Raw genomic sequence first — 15,596 nt, 5'->3', positions numbered from 1 at the left:
AAGGAGAAGCTTTCAGACGAGAAAACGGGTGAAATCTACGGAAAACGTAAGGTAGACGTAGAGCCAGTTTTTGGATTTTTGAAGGCTAATTTGCGTTTCACTCGAATGTCCGTGAGGGGCAAAGAGTGTGTGGAAAATGAATTAGGATTTGCCTTCCTGGCCGTGAACTTGAGAAAGTACACGGCCAGAAACGGAAACCGTCTAACCAATGATAAGATAAACTCAGTAAAAAAGGGTTCCGGTCATCAAAATTCGATGACCGGAACCCTTTTTTACGTTTTCGACTGGTTATGTCCCAGCCTCTTTTTTCTTGTGTTTTTATCCTATGTGATTGTCACTTTCAAGACAACTTCGCCCCACATGACTTCTCCTGTTCTTTCAAAACCAAGAGATTCATAAAGCCCGATGGCTCCTTCATTCTCGGGTTCTGCACTTGTGTAGAAGTCGACAGGACCATACGTTTCCTTAATAAGAGCAAGCAAAGCGGTCATCGATGCTTTTCCGTACCCTTTTCCTTGATGATTTTGATCGATCATAAAACGACTTACTTCCAAACGTTTTGTTTCAGGATCACGGTCGTACATAAGAAAACCAATCATCATGTCGCCAACATAAATACAAGTAGGAAAAAACTCCTTTTCAAAAGAAGCTTCTATGATCGAATACCAATTCTCAGCAACAAAGCCTTTTTGGCTTTCATCGACCTTCAGGCTGACACATGTTTCCCAATTTTCTTTTGTTACCGGCTTGAATAATAGATTCATTTCCAGCACCTCCGCTTTCTATTATATAGAGGGATAAGGAAGATAAACAGAATAGTGGGATGAAGCTTTCTAATATTGATCAGTTTTAAATGGCGGAGACCGGGAATATTCTTCATAACATAAAAAAAGGGGTTTTTATTCAAATGTCACTCTATATCGAAGTGGATCATGACCGCCATATTGACTTATTCGTGCAAGATATCGGAGAAGGACAGCCGATCGTATTCCTTCATGGCTGGCCCCTGAACCATCAAATGTTCGAATATCAAATGAACACATTACCCCGGAAAGGCTACCGCTTCATCGGCATCGACCTGCGGGGATTCGGAAAATCAGACAAACCGGCTTTCGGCTATGATTACGATACACTTGCTCATGATGTGAAAACCGTTGTGGAATACCTTCAACTGGAAAACTTCTATTTAACAGGCTTTTCTATGGGCGGGCCGATTGCAGTCCGCTATGCTACGAAATTTGCAAACAAAGAATTGGCGCAGTTGATTCTGGCAGGTCCGGCCGCTCCAAGTTTCACTCAAAGAGAAGGGTATTCCCACGGCATGAAGAAAGAAGAAGTCGACGGCCTGATCCAAGCGATCCAAAACGACCGTCCAGCTGCATTGAAAGATTTCGGCGAAGGGTTCTACCATTCTGATATCTCGGAATCTTTCGGAGAATGGTTCCACAGCCTCGGCCTTGAAGCATCAGCTCACGCCACCATTGCTTGCGCAGAGTCACTAAGAGATGAAGATTTACGGGAGGAAGTCAGTCAGATTGAAGTACCTACCCTCCTCCTCCATGGAAAACACGATGAAATCTGTGATTACGCATTTTCCGAGATTTTGAATGAAAAAATTCCGAACAGCACTCTCATCCCTTTTGAAAACAGCGGCCACGGAATGGTTTATGATGAAAAAGAAAAATTCAACCAAACGCTGCTTGATTTATTGAAATAATAGAAAAGGAGAACCGGCTACATGTGCCGGCTCTCCTTTTCTTTTTCCCTGAATGAATATCCGAAGATCGTAATAATAGTTCCAAAGTCGCTAATAAATACCCCAAAGGTACTGAAATTTTCCCAGAAGAATATTGAGGGCACACCTATAAAAGCATCGAACCCGCTGATTAATGATTAAAAGCCACTGATAAATGCATCAAAGTCACCGTTAAATATTCAAAAGCTACCGATAAAAGTCCCAAACCGACTGATAATTCCTCATAAGGCAGTTACTACTTAAATTCTAATGCTAACTTTTACACCCTTAAAATGATACAGCTATATTCATATTCCTCTATAACTATCACACCCAACAAAAAAAGCCAGGAAGAGCTCAAACACTCTTCCTGGCTGTCACCTTAAGCGATGACCACTTTCTTCGGGTTGGCTAGCTTCTGGATCAGCGGCAATCGGGATAGATCCATGTTTCCTCCACTCAAGACAACACCGCATTGCTGTTGTTCAAACGTGTCACACGTGCTGAGGAGACCGGCAAGCGCAGTGGCTCCCGCTCCTTCAACCAGTGTTTTTTCACGTTCAAGCAGCATCAGCATGGCTTTTGCGATTTCATGTTCTTCCACCGTAATCACTTGATCCACGTATTTTTGGATACACGTGTAGGTGAGTCTTCCTCTTTCCTTCACGGCGATTCCGTCAGCAATCGTCGAAACAGATGTCAGTTTTTCAGGTCCTTTTTTGTACAAAGCATTGTACATGGAAGGGGCTTTCGCTGATTGGACACCGATGACTTTAATGTCCGGCTTCAGCTGTTTGGCTGCGAACGCAATACCAGCGATCAGCCCGCCACCGCCGATCGGTACGAACAGACGGTTCAAATCCGGCTGTTGCTGCAGCATTTCAACGGCGACTGTCGCTTGTCCTGCCATCACATCATAGTCATCGAACGGATGAAGAAAAGTAGCACCTGTTCTTTCCTGCTCAAGCAAAGCGGCCTGGTAAGCTTCCTGGAAGGACTCGCCGGTAAGAACGACTTTCGCTCCATACCCTTGTGTCGCTTCCACTTTCGCTCTCGGTGTTCCTTCCGGCATGAAAATCTGTGCCTGAATGCCACGCTTCGCTGCAGCAAGAGCGACGCCCTGGGCATGGTTCCCGGCAGATGCTGCGATTACACCGCGGGACGCTTCTACTTCCGTCAGGCATGCCACCTTATAGGAGGCTCCCCGCACTTTGAAAGCACCTGTTTTCTGCTGATTCTCCATCTTCAAATAGACGTGCTGTCCGGTTTTTTCATTGAAGGTTGTTGATGTTTGCAGCGGGGTGCGGTGCACCACCTCCTGCAACTGTTCCTGTGCATCCATGACTTTAGCTAGCGTTAAGAAATCCCCAACGTCTTCACTCCTTTGTTTTGTTTTTCGTACTGGTCGATTTTGTCTTCATAGGTCAAAGTGACTGCAATTTCGTCCCAGCCATTCAAAAGCATTTCTTTATGGTAGGACTGGATGTCGAAGGACACTTCTAAGTCCCCGTCATCAATGATCTGCTTTTCCAAATCGACCTTCACTTCATACTTTTCTTTCGTAGCCTTTTCCATCAGCTGATCCACAACCGGCTTCGGTAACTGAATCGGAAGGATTCCGTTTTTGAAGCAGTTGTTGTAAAAAATGTCGGCGAAACTCGGGGCAATAACCACTTTAAAGCCATAGTCCTGAATCGCCCATGGTGCGTGTTCCCTGGAGGAACCGCACCCGAAGTTTTCACCGCCGACAAGAACAGAAGCACCATCATACTTCGGGTCATTTAAAGAGAAATCTTCCCGTAGTGTTCCATCCTCGTTGAATCGCCAGTTGTAGAAGAGAAACTGGCCGAACCCCTGTCGTTCAATCCTTTTCAAAAATTGCTTCGGAATGATCTGGTCGGTATCGACATTCGATCGATCCAATGGGTAGACCAGACCACTGTGTTGTTTGATCGGTTCCATCTCTTCACCCTCCTACTGTACTGGCGTATTTTCTGACATCGACAAAATGACCTTCCAATGCAGCCGCTGCTGCCATTTCCGGACTGACGAGATGGGTACGGGCACCATTTCCCTGGCGCCCCTCGAAGTTCCGGTTGGAAGTGGAAGCACAGCGTTCCCCAGGTGGGACGATGTCATCGTTCATCGCAAGACACATGCTGCAGCCGGCATCGCGCCATTCAAATCCTGCGGTCAAGAATATCGTATCCAGCCCTTCCGCTTCTGCTGCATCTTTCACAGATTTAGAACCAGGGACGACAAGAGCTCTTACTCCTTCATGAACACGGCCGCCACGAACGATTTCTGCCGCTTTACGCAAATCGCTCAGCCTGGAGTTTGTGCAGGAACCGATAAACACATGCTCGACAGGGATCGATTCAATACTCTGGTTCGCCTCAAGACCCATATACTCAATCGCTCGTTCAATACCGTCACGATCATCTTCCACCGATTCTGGATCGGGTACACGACCGCCGACAGGAACACATTGAGAAGGGTTCGTTCCCCATGTGACCTGCGGTTCAATTTCATCCGCATGAATCGTAAGCGTCTGGTCATATTCTGCTCCTTCGTCGGAAGCTAAAGCGAGCCACTGTTCAGCCGCTTCATCAAAAGCTTCTCCTTCCGGTACATAGCGCTTGCCCCGCATGTAGTCGATCGTCGTTGCATCAGGACTGATCAACCCGGCTCTTGCTCCTGCTTCAATGGACATGTTGCATACCGTCATCCGTTCCTCCATCGAAAGATTACGGACAGCTTCCCCGGTGTACTCGATCACATGACCTGTACCGAAGCGGACCCCGTATTTACCAATGATCGCGAGGATTAAGTCCTTCGCTGTGACGCCTGTTCCAAGCACCCCATCGACGTTGACTTGAAGAGTTTTCGGAGGTGCCTGCCATAAGGATTGGGTGGCAAGCACGTGCTCCACTTCACTCGTTCCGATTCCAAATGCCAATGCTCCAAAAGCGCCGTGTGTAGAGGTATGGCTATCACCGCAAACGATCGTTTTACCCGGCTGTGTCAGACCAAGTTCCGGTCCGATGACGTGAACGATCCCTTGATCCGGGTGGTTGATGTCCGCGAGGCGGACGCCGAACTCTTCACAGTTTGCCTTCAAAGTCTCCATCTGCTTTTTGGAAACTTCATCTTTAATGACGTTACGATGGATCGTCGGGACGTTATGGTCCATCGTCGCATACGTACGATCCGGTCTTCTCACTTTCCTTCCGGCCATTCGCAATCCTTCAAACGCCTGGGGAGAGGTCACCTCATGAATCAGATGCAGGTCGATGTAGAGGAGGTTCGGCTTCCCTTCTTCTTCATGGACGACATGCTGATCCCAAATTTTTTCTACAATGGTTTTTGGATGACTCATTCCGTTCCGCTCCCTTCGTGTTTATACGTAACAACGCATGATATTTTCTGTTGTATCACTTGTGCTGATTTGATCAACCACTCTTCTGGCCAATTCACTTCCACTGACGACAGTACCACCTACGAGATCGATGTCTGCGGTATGGTAGCCTTCGTCCAACACTTCCTGCACAGCCGCTTCCACCTGTTCTGCTTCTTCTTCCATGCCGAATGAATGCTTGAGCATCATGGCAACAGATAGAATACTTGCGAGTGGATTCGCTTTATCTTCCCCTGCGATATCTGGGGCAGAACCGTGAACCGGTTCATAAAGTCCGACACCTGTTTCGTTTAAGCTGGCGGATGGCAGCATACCGAGTGATCCTGTCAGTACAGACGCTTCATCACTCAAGATGTCCCCGAACATGTTTTCTGTCACGATGACATCAAAGTAAGAAGGATTCGTAACAAGCTTCATCGCAGCGGCATCCACAAGCATATGTTCCACCCTTACATCCGGGTACTTCTCCTTTTTCTCCTCGACGACTTCCCGCCACATACGGCTCGATTCGAGAACATTCGCTTTATCAACTGAAGTAAGCTGCTTCCTTCGCACCTGTGCACTTTGGAAAGCCTGCTCTACGATTCTTTCAATCTCACGACGTTCGTATGCCAGCGTATCGACGACAGCTTTCCCGTTGTTGCGTCGTTCTCTCGGTTCTCCAAAGTACAACCCGCCAGTCAACTCACGTACGATCAATAGATCGCTTGCCGCGACGACCTCGTGTTTCAAAGGTGATGCATGGAGCAACTGTTGAAACGCTTTGACAGGACGGAGATTCGCAAACAAGCCGAGTTGTTTGCGGATCCCAAGCAGCCCTTTTTCCGGCCTCATATGACCGGGAAGCTGATCCCATTTCGGTCCACCGACCGCTCCAAGGAAAATGGCATCTGCTTTTCTCGCTGCTTCGACCGTATCCTCCGGGAGGGGCGTTTCGTGATTGTCGATCGCCACTCCTCCGATGTCATGACTCTCAAAAGTGAAGGTGTGCTGAAATCGATCCGCGACCGACTGCAGTACGTTTTTTGCTGCTTTTGTCACTTCTGGACCGATCCCGTCTCCTGGCAAAAGTACGATGTGTTTTTCCATGTGCATCCCCCTTTAGTTATACTTGCACTCTTTGATAATTCTCGAATTTGCTTCTATATAATGTGCGGTTTACGGCGTTCAAAAAGGCGTGGGCAGAGGCTTCCAATACATCCTGTGCCGATCCTCGACCAGATGCTTTGATTCCATCTACCGTCAATTGGACGTGGACTTCTGCTAAAGCGTCGCGTCCTTTACCGATGGAACTCAATTGATAGTCTTGCAGATGAACATCGGCATCAATCAGATCATCGAGCGTGTTGTAGATGGCTTCGACGCTTCCTTCTCCAGTATTGGCCTTCTCCACTTCTTCTCCATCCGGACGTGTCAGAAGGACGGTCGCTGTCGGACGGTTGATGCTGCCATATTGAACCTGGAAGGCTTTCAACTCGTATTTAGGCTGATCTTCGTCTTCCGTCTGAGTGTCTGTCAAAATGGCGAATAGATCATCATCCGTCACTTCTTTCTTCTTGCCTGTCAATGTCTTAAATGATTCAAAAGCTTCCTTCAGCTTGTTTTCGCTGAGTTCGAACCCAAGTTCTTCCGCTTTTTGTTTGAACGCATGCCGTCCGGAATGTTTCCCTAACACCATTCGATTGGAATCGATGCCAACCATCGCTGGGGTGATAATTTCATAGGTTGTCGACTCCTTCAGCATGCCGTCCTGGTGGATCCCGGATTCATGGGCAAAAGCGTTGCGTCCTACAACGGCTTTGTTGCCTGGCACCTGCATCCCTGTCAGGCGGCTGACGAGATCACTGGTCCGCTTGATTTCTTTCAAAACAAGGCCTGTTTCAAAATCAAAACGATCTTGGCGGATCTTCAATGCGACAGCGATTTCCTCAAGCGCTGCGTTTCCGGCACGCTCGCCAATGCCATTGATCGTCCCTTCGATTTGCCTTGCTCCGTTTTCAATCGCAGCGAGGGAGTTGCTTACAGCCATTCCCAAATCATCATGATTGTGCGTAGACAAAATCGCCTTGTCGATGTTCGGAACGTTCTCTCTTACATATCGGAAAAGCCGGCCGATTTCGTCAGGAGTTGTGAATCCTACGGTATCCGGAAGGTTGATGACACTCGCTCCAGCGTCAATCACTTTTTCGATAATGTGTACGAGAAAGTCTTGATCGGACCTGAGCGCATCTTCCGCGGAAAACTGGACGTATGGAAATTTCTCCTTCGCATAGGCGACCATTTCCACAGCTTTTTCTACCACCTCATCCGGTGTCTTTTTCAGCTTGTGTGTCATATGAATCGGAGAGGTAGCGATGAATACGTGCAGCCTCGGCTCCGCTCCGCCTTTCAATGCTTCCCACGCAATGTCTATGTCACGTTTGTTAGCTCGCGCTAAGCCTGTGACCGAACAACCGCGGACGGTATCAGCGATCTCTTTGACCGCTTCAAAATCGGCTTGAGAGGAAGCGGGAAAACCCGCCTCCATAATATCTACACCTAAACGTTCCAGCTGTTTGGCAATTTCCACTTTTTCTAAACGATCCAAATTGACACCAGCGGATTGTTCTCCGTCTCTCAAGGTTGTGTCGAAAACGTTAACGTGAGCCATGTGTGACCACATCCTTTTCTTTGGATTGGGACTTCTTGACGAACGGCATCAGTTCACGGAGCTCTCTACCCACCTTCTCGATTTGATGATTGTTTTCACGGGAATTAATGGCGTTGAACTCTGGACGGTTCACCTGGTTCTCAAGGATCCATCCTTTGGCAAACTTCCCTGTTTGGATGTCTGTCAGTACATCTTTCATGCGAGCTTTCGTACTCTCATCAACGACGCGTGGGCCTGATACGAAGTCACCCCACTGGGCTGTATCAGAGATGGAGTAACGCATGCCTTCAAGTCCGCCTTCGTACATCAAGTCAACGATCAATTTGAGCTCGTGCATACATTCAAAGTACGCCACTTCCGGCTGATAGCCTGCTTCTGTCAACGTTTCGAAACCGGCTTTTACAAGGCTTGAAAGTCCACCGCAAAGGACGGCCTGCTCACCGAATAGATCGGTTTCTGTTTCTTCTTGGAAGGATGTTTCAAGAACCCCTGCACGGCCGCCGCCGATTCCTTTCGCATAAGCAAGAGCGATCTCTTTCGCTTCCCCAGTGACGTCCTGTTCAACACCGATCAGTGCAGGTACACCAGCGCCTTCTTCAAACGTACGGCGGACAAGGTGTCCCGGTCCTTTTGGTGCGACAAGGAATACATCCACGTCTGATGGAGGAACAACCTGGTTGAAGTGAACATTGAATCCATGAGCGAAAGCAAGAGCTGCGCCGGACTTCAAGTTCGGTTTGATGGATTCTTCATACACTTTCGGCTGATACTCATCCGGAAGAAGAACCATGACAACATCGGATTCTGCTACAGCATCTGCAACATTCTTCACTTCCAACCCGTCTTGTTCCGCTTTATCCCAGGACTTTCCTTTACGAAGACCAACAACGACGTTATGGCCGCTTTCCTTCAAGTTCTGAGCGTGTGCATGACCTTGGGATCCATAACCTACAACAGCGACCTTCTTATTTTTTAGTACCTCGTCTTTAATATCGTTGTGATAGTATACGTGTGCCATTTTTACATCCATCCTTTCGGGAAATTATTTTAATAGAGAGTAAGATTTGAATTCTGCTACTTGCGGCTGATGACCGCGGGTGAATGCGGTTAAGCCTGTTCTGGCAAGTTCTTTTATGCCATAAGGCCTTAATAGATCGATGAGCGCATCGACTTTATCTGATTTACCTGTCACCTGAACCGTGACGCTTTCTTTACTGACATCAATAATTGATGCACGGAACGGTTCGATGATGCCCTGGATTTCGCTGCGGATCTGTGGGTTGCTTATCACTTTCACCATCGCTAGCTCCCGGGCGACAATTGCTTTGTCTGTGATGTCTGACACTTTCAAAACATCAATTTGTTTGTTCAGTTGTTTGGTGAGCTGCTCGAGCTTACGGTCATCTTCGACTTCCACGACGAACGTCATCTTTGAGACGCCTTCCGTCTCTGTCCGCCCGACGGAAATACTTTCAATGTTGAATTGCCTTTTGGCAAGTAATCCAGTCACTCGGTTCAGCACCCCGCTTCGATTATGAACGGTAGCTGTGACGATTCGCTTCATCGTTTCACCCCAATCATTTCGTGTAATCCTTTTCCTGGTGCAATCATCGGATAGACATTCTCTTTTTGAAGGACGCGGCAATCGATGACCGCCGGCTGATCATCCCCCAGTACTTTCGGCAATACCTCCAAAAGTTCTTCCTGGGTTTCAATCTTATAGCCGGGAACTTGGTAGCTTTCCGCTAGTTTCACAAAGTCCGGCTGCACATCGATGATTGATTCTGAGTATCTTTCACTATAAAACTTTTCCTGCCACTGTCTTACCATCCCTAATGCCTGGTTATTGACGATTAACACTTTGACAGGTAATCTCCGTTCTTGTAGAACAGACAGTTCCTGAAGTGTCATTTGAAAACCACCGTCACCCACAACAGCGACGCAGGTGGAATCCATGTCGGCCAGCTGTGCTCCGATTGCTGCCGGGAACCCGTAGCCCATCGTTCCAAGGCCGCCAGAAGTGACCCAGCGGTTTGGCCGGTCAAATTGATAGTATTGGGCCGCCCACATTTGATGCTGCCCGACGTCTGTCGTAACGACCGCTTCTCCACTTGTGTATTCATAGACTTTTTGCATGAGCCATTGAGGGACGATGAGTTCATCCGGCTGATCATGCCAGAGTGGATAATCGATTTTGTTTTGGCTGATCGCATCCATCCATCCCTTGTGGTGCAGCCCTTTCACAGTCTTGGCATTCAAAGCTTCCAGCGCTGCTTTGGCATCCGATACGATAGGAATGTGCGTCGGAATGTTTTTTCCAATCTCAGCAGGGTCGATATCAATATGGGCGACCATCGCGTTCGGTGCGAAGTGCTTAAGATTACCCGTCAGTCTGTCATCAAAGCGGGAACCGATATTAATCAGCAGATCGCATTCATAAAGGGCGGTGTTTGCCGAATACGTCCCATGCATCCCAGCCATTCCGAGGGACAAATCACAGGTGCCCGGGTAACTGCCAAGCCCGAGAAGCGTAGTCGTAACCGGCAGTTGATAGTTTTGGACGAACGTTTTTAACTCCTCCGAAGCACCTGCATGAATGACACCGGATCCTGCAAGTACCACCGGTTTTTTCGCTTCCACAAGAGCGTCGTGCAGTTTGCTGACCTGAAGTGGATTCGGCTTGACGGTCGGCTGATAGCCCGGCAAATGAAAATCACTCTTCACTTCCTTTGCATAAACCGTTGAACTGATGTCTTTCGGAATATCCACAACGACCGGCCCTGGTCTTCCTGTCGTCGCAATATGAAAAGCTTCATTCACAATTCTCGGCAGGTCCTCGATTTCCTGGACTTGATAATTGTGTTTAGTAATCGGCGTCGTGATCCCCATGATGTCTGATTCTTGGAACGCATCCGTTCCGATGACGCCTTTCGCTACCTGACCGGTAAAAATAACGAGTGGAATGGAGTCCATCATCGCATCCGCAATACCAGTAACTAAGTTTGTTGCTCCTGGTCCTGATGTCCCGATTACGACTCCGGCTTTTCCTGAAACCCTTGCATATCCTTCCGCTGCGTGGATCGCACCTTGTTCATGTCTTGGAAGAATATGATCAAAGCTGCCTTCCGCCCGGTAAATCGCATCATAAATTGGTAAAACCGCGCCACCTGGATATCCGAATAACGTTTCGACACCTTGACCGATTAAAGCTTCTACGAGCAAATCGGCTCCTGTCTTTGTCGCGGTCTCTTGTTCCGCACTTGCCTGTGCCTTCATTTTTCATCCCTCCTGTGTTGAACATATCTTTTATGAAAAGCGGATGTTTTCAGTGATGTTTTTCCGCTTCAAACCTTTCGCCTTTCGAACAAAAAAGAGACCTTCTTCCTCCTCAAATTCCTGCAACACAACAACAGTGTCGTAAGAATGTGAGGGGTGAAAAGGTCTCTCTTTACTTCCACGGTACCACCCTCATTCGTGAAGCTCTATAACAAGCTCCACCTCATGGGATCCAAAATATGAACCCCTTTTGATAACAGGTGCGGTGAAACACCTGGTCCCGCCTACTGGATGAACGTTCGGCGTGGACACTCAAGGATGATGTCAGAATAAGATGTATTTCCGGGCTTCCAGCAACCCCGGCTCTCTGGGAATACAAGCACTTATTCCTTTATTCCTTTCATCGTGTTCGTGTGATTTATTTTTCAACTGCCTCAGACTCTGCTCAGCTTTCCTCTACTAACTGACGTGCGCTTGATCTTTGCTGTACACTTTGTATCCGTCTGTTGTCGTTACTTTTCTGAATTCTGAAAGCAAGTGGTTTGTGACAACGCCAGGCTTCCCATCTCCAACTTTTCGCTGATCGACTTCCACAACGGCAATCACTTCTGCCGCTGTACCTGTCAAAAATACTTCATCTGCGACGTAAACATCATGTCTCGTAAACGGCTGTTCCTTGACTTTGTAGCCTTTTTCTTCGGCTAAATCGATGATGGCGTTACGGGTTATCCCTTCCAAAGCACCTAAATAAGTCGGCGGTGTTAAAATCGTTCCATTCTTCACGATAAAGATGTTATCGGCAGAACCCTCGGTTACATAGCCTTGATCATTCAGCATAAGAGCTTCATCAACGCCTGCTTGATTGGCTTCCATTTTCACGAGAATGTTATTTAAGTAATTCAACGATTTCACTTGGGGCGGTAACACGTCCGGACGATTTCTTCTGCTTGAAACAGATGCAAGCCGGACCCCGCGTTCATATAGTTCTTTCGGGAACAAAGCGAGTGCTTCAGCAATGACAACCAAGCGAGGATTCGCACAGCTGGCCGGGTCCAGACCCAGATTGCCGGCGCCTCTAGAAACGACGACGCGGATATAAGCGGTTTCCAACTGGTTACGGCGGACCGTTTCAGCAATAATCTCTTCGAGTTCCTCCTTGCTATGTGGGATCTCGAGCATGATCGACTTCGCTGAATCATAAAGACGGTTTAAGTGTTCATCAAGCTTGAAAATGTTGCCTTCGTATACGCGAATCCCTTCGAACACCCCATCTCCATATAAGAAACCATGATCATAAACGGAAACGACAGCTTCTTCTTTCTTCACGTATTCGCCGCTCATATAAATCCATTGGCTGCTCATTTTCAGCACTCCTTTCTTTTATAGTTTAATGTTTGAAATGATTAAAGAATGATAAAGAAAATGTGGACCCTTCTGGTAAGTGGTGATCTTACATTTTCAGGGTCCCAATCTCAGGTCTTTCGCATGAACCAACCAGACGATTGAAGTGATCGATGTGGTTGATTGAGGACTACTTTAAACCCATTTCGAGGGAAGGTCAACAGGTTTTTAGTAAATTTTCTGAACACTCAAAAGATTCGATGAATGAGTTAAGCGCTTACACCGTTGAGAGGCTTGACATCCCGTTTCTTTTTCTCTTTTCTTTTTTTCTTTTTTATCTCAAATGAGCATCGATTCAGTGTGAAAAGGTTCAATAAAACACAGGCGATCATTTGTAATTTTTCTTCAAGAAAACCACTTTTTTTGTTCACGAAAGTCTCTAATAAATAAATGTGGACATTCGCCCTGCCTTCAGAGCCCGTCCCCTCATACTGTGTCGTATAGGATTAAAAAAGGTGGTGAAAGATATGAGCTGGTATGGTGGCTGCGGCGGATATGGCGGCGGATACGGCGGTGGATACGGAAGCACTTTCGTTTTGATCGTTGTATTGTTCATCCTTTTGATTATCGTAGGAGCTTCCTTCTACAACTAATAAACCTTTTCGTGTGAACCACCGTTACCCGTAATAAGTGGTTCACACAAACGTGGATGGTCAGTCAACGACTTTCCACTATTCGGGTGTGCATAAAAAAGAACCAGAGGTCATCACCACCTTCTGGTTCATTGTTCGTTATCTTTGCAATTAAAAGAATTCTAGAGAAAAATTGTTTTCTCAATATAGGTTTGGTTATAATAGACGGCGAGACATATTCTCTACAACCTCTACCTGTAGAATGTCTCCCTCTTTCAATTCCAGAGCGTGCTCGCTCTGGCTTTTTTTGTAGACAAACGTCTATTATATCAATATAATGAGCACACTCTTTTTTGGGGCCGGTTTCATCATGTTTTTCATCGCCGCACACCGGTCTGCCTAAAAAGTCATTTTCAGACCATTAAGATTTTTAATAATAATGCATAAAGAAGCGAGTCGCCTATGTAAGATAGCCGGTTCGCTTCTTTTTAGCTGTAAAGACTTTTTCAATCCGGAATTTCTTCGTTTTAATTTTCCAGTGCACATTCTCTTTGATACTCCAAGTTGATGAAAATTTGCTGCAACTCAGGCAAAGTCATCTCAATCGTCCTTTTTCCAAAGGCATCCTCTGTGTAACCTAAATCCCTTAATTGATCAATCAAATAGTACCTGTCCTGATATGAACCTTCTGGGGGATAAACTGACACAAGCATCCTAATCAACTCCTGAGCAAAAGATTATTATAATAAGTTCTTTCTACTCTCATACCCCTTATTCCTCTTTTCAACCGCAAAAATTATCATAATTGTCTGATTTTTAAACGAAGAAAACATCACTCTTTGGAGAATCAGCCATTTTTTTGATGAATGACCTCCACATTTGTTTCTTAATGTTCGGGACTCAGTTTCGTGACACTTTGTAGAGGCCGGTCGGGTCTGCGAACCGATCCAACTCATTGCTTCAAGAGTTCTGCCATATTGTTTGATAAAAAAAACGCCCATCAAATGGACGTTTTTTCGATCATTTATATATTGCCGAAGAACTTCTCCGCTTTTTCTAAATACGGCTCTTCTTCAGGCATGAGCTCATACTCTTCGACAATCGCATCTACCGGACAAACCGATACGCACGCGCCACAGTCTATACAGATATCAGGGTTGATGTAATACTGATCTTCCCCTTTTTCAATACAATCGACAGGACAAACATCGACGCATTCCCCGGCTTGTTCGCCCTGGCACGGTTGTGTAATGACAAATGCCATATGTATCTCTCCCTATTTCCTTAATAGATCTAGTGTCTCGAAAAACAGGGGGTTTTGTCAATCTTTGTACTGTTATCCTCATTAAATCATCACGGTCAGATATAGACATAAAGAGAATACCCCTTTGTATGTTTGCCAAAGGAAATAGCGGCTAGTAGAATAAAAGGTAGCAATTGAATGGCTGGGACTATGATGAAAACGCACGAAATCTGAATGGATGATTTGGATTTCCTGCGTTTTTTTATCTTTCACCCCCGCCCCAGCTTTTTTGTTAGAAAAGGAAGGAGGGATGTCCATGTCCTCATGGATACGGCCTTTTCGTGGTCTCATCGTTGTATTAGTTCTATCTATTTCTACACTTACCGCTTGTACCGAAACACAGCCTGTAGAAGAAGACCCTGACAGTCAAACGGAACAACCACAAGATTCTGAAGAGAATGCTTCCGTAGGAAAAGAGGATGAAGCACCTTCAGAGGAGGAATCTAAGGAATCCGTCAAAGAAAAACAGCCAGGAGATGTTGATGCCACCGTTACAAACGTTGTGGACGGAGACACCATCGATATTAAAATCAACGGCAGAGAAGAACGCGTCCGTTTGTTACTGGTCGACACGCCTGAGACCGTTCACCCTGACAAACCCGTCCAGCCTTTTGGACCTGAGGCAAGCGACTATGCAAAAGAAATGTTGTCGGGAAAAGAAGTACGGTTTGAATATGACGGGCCGAAACGTGATCATTATGACCGGCTTCTTGGCTATGTTTGGGTAGACGGAGAGAATTTCAATCAGCAATTACTTGAAAAAGGGCTTGCCCGATATGCTTATGAATATGATCCTCCCTACGTTCATGCAGCATCTATGAAGAACGCAGAAACCCGTGCCAAACAACAAGAAAAAGGGATTTGGAGCATCGACGGGTACGTTACGGATGAGGGATTTCGTGAAGACGAATCATCAAGCGTTGAGGAAACGAAAGCCTCTTCCCCTTATGAAGGCAGCCTTCCTTATGACCCCCAAGGACCTGACCGGGACTGCGGCGACTTTTCTTCACAAGAAGCAGCACAAGCCTTTTATGAAGCAGCTGGAGGTCCTGCCCAAGACCCCCATCGCTTAGATGGGCACGATCAGGATGGTCTCGTTTGTGAAAGCTTATAAATGAATAGAAATGTCCGTTCCAAGTGAAGTTTCTTTCATTTTTGATCGGTTGAAGAGGAGCTCCTATCAGGAGGTCCTCTTCTTTACTATTACCCCCACGCTTTAATCGTCTTAATTTTTGTAATAT

16 protein-coding genes are annotated in these 15,596 nt (G+C 46.6%); 4 read left to right on the top strand and 12 right to left on the bottom strand.

The genetic code is table 11. The features are described 5' to 3' along the window. Positions 1–399 (top strand): transposase (locus tag BLS23_RS22065; RefSeq protein ID WP_244157244.1); only part of this gene is annotated, 399 nt, incomplete at its 5' end. On the opposite strand, the gene BLS23_RS15820 is transcribed toward BLS23_RS22065, so the two are convergent. Further along, positions 324–764 (bottom strand): GNAT family N-acetyltransferase, encoded by a 441-nt coding sequence (locus tag BLS23_RS15820; RefSeq protein WP_089654011.1) that lies wholly within the window; start codon positions 762–764, stop codon positions 324–326. The two genes, BLS23_RS22065 and BLS23_RS15820, sit on opposite strands and share 76 nt — an antisense overlap. Positions 765–907: 143 nt before the next feature. Between BLS23_RS15820 and BLS23_RS15815 the strand changes: the two genes are divergently transcribed. Continuing rightward, positions 908–1,717: an alpha/beta fold hydrolase gene (locus BLS23_RS15815; RefSeq protein ID WP_089654010.1), complete on the top strand. Its 810-nt coding sequence runs from the start codon at positions 908–910 to the stop codon at positions 1,715–1,717. A 400-nt stretch (positions 1,718–2,117) separates the two neighbouring features. Here BLS23_RS15815 and ilvA read toward each other — a convergent pair whose 3' ends face one another. From ilvA to ilvE, 9 genes are all read right to left on the bottom strand, one after another. Continuing rightward, the gene (gene ilvA, locus BLS23_RS15810; protein ID WP_370551086.1) at positions 2,118–3,047 is read right to left on the bottom strand and encodes a threonine ammonia-lyase; all 930 of its coding nucleotides are present in this window, start codon (positions 3,045–3,047) and stop codon (positions 2,118–2,120) included. A gap of 44 nt (positions 3,048–3,091) precedes the next feature. After that, positions 3,092–3,697, bottom strand: a complete 606-nt coding sequence (leuD, locus tag BLS23_RS15805; RefSeq protein WP_089654008.1) for a 3-isopropylmalate dehydratase small subunit — start codon at positions 3,695–3,697, stop codon at positions 3,092–3,094. A gap of 4 nt (positions 3,698–3,701) precedes the next feature. Next, positions 3,702–5,114: a 3-isopropylmalate dehydratase large subunit gene (gene leuC, locus BLS23_RS15800; protein WP_089654007.1), complete on the bottom strand. Its 1,413-nt coding sequence runs from the start codon at positions 5,112–5,114 to the stop codon at positions 3,702–3,704. A 21-nt stretch (positions 5,115–5,135) separates the two neighbouring features. Further along, positions 5,136–6,242, bottom strand: coding sequence for a 3-isopropylmalate dehydrogenase (gene leuB / locus BLS23_RS15795; RefSeq protein WP_089654006.1), 1,107 nt, complete (start codon positions 6,240–6,242; stop codon positions 5,136–5,138). Between the two features lie 16 nt (positions 6,243–6,258). Next, positions 6,259–7,803 carry a 2-isopropylmalate synthase gene (locus BLS23_RS15790; RefSeq protein WP_089654005.1) on the bottom strand — a complete coding sequence of 515 codons (1,545 nt, stop codon included), beginning with the start codon at positions 7,801–7,803 and terminating at the stop codon, positions 6,259–6,261. Then, positions 7,790–8,821 (bottom strand): ketol-acid reductoisomerase, encoded by a 1,032-nt coding sequence (gene ilvC, locus BLS23_RS15785; protein ID WP_089654004.1) that lies wholly within the window; start codon positions 8,819–8,821, stop codon positions 7,790–7,792. The genes BLS23_RS15790 and ilvC overlap by 14 nt, the downstream gene beginning before the upstream one ends. A gap of 24 nt (positions 8,822–8,845) precedes the next feature. Further along, the gene (gene ilvN, locus BLS23_RS15780) at positions 8,846–9,367 is read right to left on the bottom strand and encodes an acetolactate synthase small subunit (protein ID WP_089654003.1); all 522 of its coding nucleotides are present in this window, start codon (positions 9,365–9,367) and stop codon (positions 8,846–8,848) included. Beyond that, positions 9,364–11,079, bottom strand: coding sequence for a biosynthetic-type acetolactate synthase large subunit (ilvB, locus tag BLS23_RS15775; RefSeq protein ID WP_089654002.1), 1,716 nt, complete (start codon positions 11,077–11,079; stop codon positions 9,364–9,366). The genes ilvN and ilvB overlap by 4 nt, the downstream gene beginning before the upstream one ends. Positions 11,080–11,538: 459 nt before the next feature. Then, positions 11,539–12,441, bottom strand: a complete 903-nt coding sequence (ilvE, locus tag BLS23_RS15770; protein ID WP_089654001.1) for a branched-chain-amino-acid transaminase — start codon at positions 12,439–12,441, stop codon at positions 11,539–11,541. 506 nt (positions 12,442–12,947) lie between these two features. Here ilvE and BLS23_RS15765 point away from each other — a divergent pair. Next, positions 12,948–13,073: a YjcZ family sporulation protein gene (locus tag BLS23_RS15765; RefSeq protein WP_089654000.1), complete on the top strand. Its 126-nt coding sequence runs from the start codon at positions 12,948–12,950 to the stop codon at positions 13,071–13,073. Between the two features lie 506 nt (positions 13,074–13,579). Here BLS23_RS15765 and BLS23_RS15760 read toward each other — a convergent pair. Together BLS23_RS15760 and BLS23_RS15755 are read right to left on the bottom strand one after the other, a co-directional pair. Continuing rightward, a complete protein-coding gene (locus BLS23_RS15760) occupies positions 13,580–13,765 on the bottom strand; it encodes a hypothetical protein (RefSeq protein WP_089653999.1) in 186 nt (61 codons plus the stop codon). Positions 13,766–14,076: 311 nt separating this feature from the next. After that, on the bottom strand, positions 14,077–14,316 hold the full coding sequence (locus BLS23_RS15755; RefSeq protein ID WP_089653998.1) for an indolepyruvate ferredoxin oxidoreductase subunit alpha: 240 nt from the start codon (positions 14,314–14,316) through the stop codon (positions 14,077–14,079). 295 nt (positions 14,317–14,611) lie between these two features. Between BLS23_RS15755 and BLS23_RS15750 the strand changes: the two genes are divergently transcribed. Beyond that, positions 14,612–15,469 carry a thermonuclease family protein gene (locus tag BLS23_RS15750; protein WP_167356101.1) on the top strand — a complete coding sequence of 286 codons (858 nt, stop codon included), beginning with the start codon at positions 14,612–14,614 and terminating at the stop codon, positions 15,467–15,469. The last annotated feature ends 127 nt before the right edge of the window (positions 15,470–15,596 follow it).

The organism is Halobacillus aidingensis (assembly GCF_900104185.1).
Classification (GTDB): domain Bacteria; phylum Bacillota; class Bacilli; order Bacillales; family Halobacillaceae; genus Halobacillus; species Halobacillus aidingensis.
Note: the sequence above shows the minus strand (reverse complement) of the source record. Positions and strands in the feature narration are given on the sequence as shown.

Coding starts and splice junctions, on each gene's coding strand:
- BLS23_RS15755 (WP_089653998.1), bottom strand. CDS start 14,316: ATGGCATTTGTCATTACACAACCGTGCCAGGGCGAACAAGCCGGGGAA.
- BLS23_RS15760 (WP_089653999.1), bottom strand. CDS start 13,765: ATGCTTGTGTCAGTTTATCCCCCAGAAGGTTCATATCAGGACAGGTAC.
- leuC (WP_089654007.1), bottom strand. CDS start 5,114: ATGAGTCATCCAAAAACCATTGTAGAAAAAATTTGGGATCAGCATGTC.
- BLS23_RS15790 (WP_089654005.1), bottom strand. CDS start 7,803: ATGGCTCACGTTAACGTTTTCGACACAACCTTGAGAGACGGAGAACAA.
- BLS23_RS15765 (WP_089654000.1), top strand. CDS start 12,948: ATGAGCTGGTATGGTGGCTGCGGCGGATATGGCGGCGGATACGGCGGT.
- BLS23_RS15815 (WP_089654010.1), top strand. CDS start 908: ATGTCACTCTATATCGAAGTGGATCATGACCGCCATATTGACTTATTC.
- ilvC (WP_089654004.1), bottom strand. CDS start 8,821: ATGGCACACGTATACTATCACAACGATATTAAAGACGAGGTACTAAAA.
- leuB (WP_089654006.1), bottom strand. CDS start 6,242: ATGGAAAAACACATCGTACTTTTGCCAGGAGACGGGATCGGTCCAGAA.
- ilvE (WP_089654001.1), bottom strand. CDS start 12,441: ATGAGCAGCCAATGGATTTATATGAGCGGCGAATACGTGAAGAAAGAA.
- ilvN (WP_089654003.1), bottom strand. CDS start 9,367: ATGAAGCGAATCGTCACAGCTACCGTTCATAATCGAAGCGGGGTGCTG.
- leuD (WP_089654008.1), bottom strand. CDS start 3,697: ATGGAACCGATCAAACAACACAGTGGTCTGGTCTACCCATTGGATCGA.
- ilvB (WP_089654002.1), bottom strand. CDS start 11,079: ATGAAGGCACAGGCAAGTGCGGAACAAGAGACCGCGACAAAGACAGGA.
- BLS23_RS15820 (WP_089654011.1), bottom strand. CDS start 764: ATGAATCTATTATTCAAGCCGGTAACAAAAGAAAATTGGGAAACATGT.
- BLS23_RS15750 (WP_167356101.1), top strand. CDS start 14,612: ATGTCCTCATGGATACGGCCTTTTCGTGGTCTCATCGTTGTATTAGTT.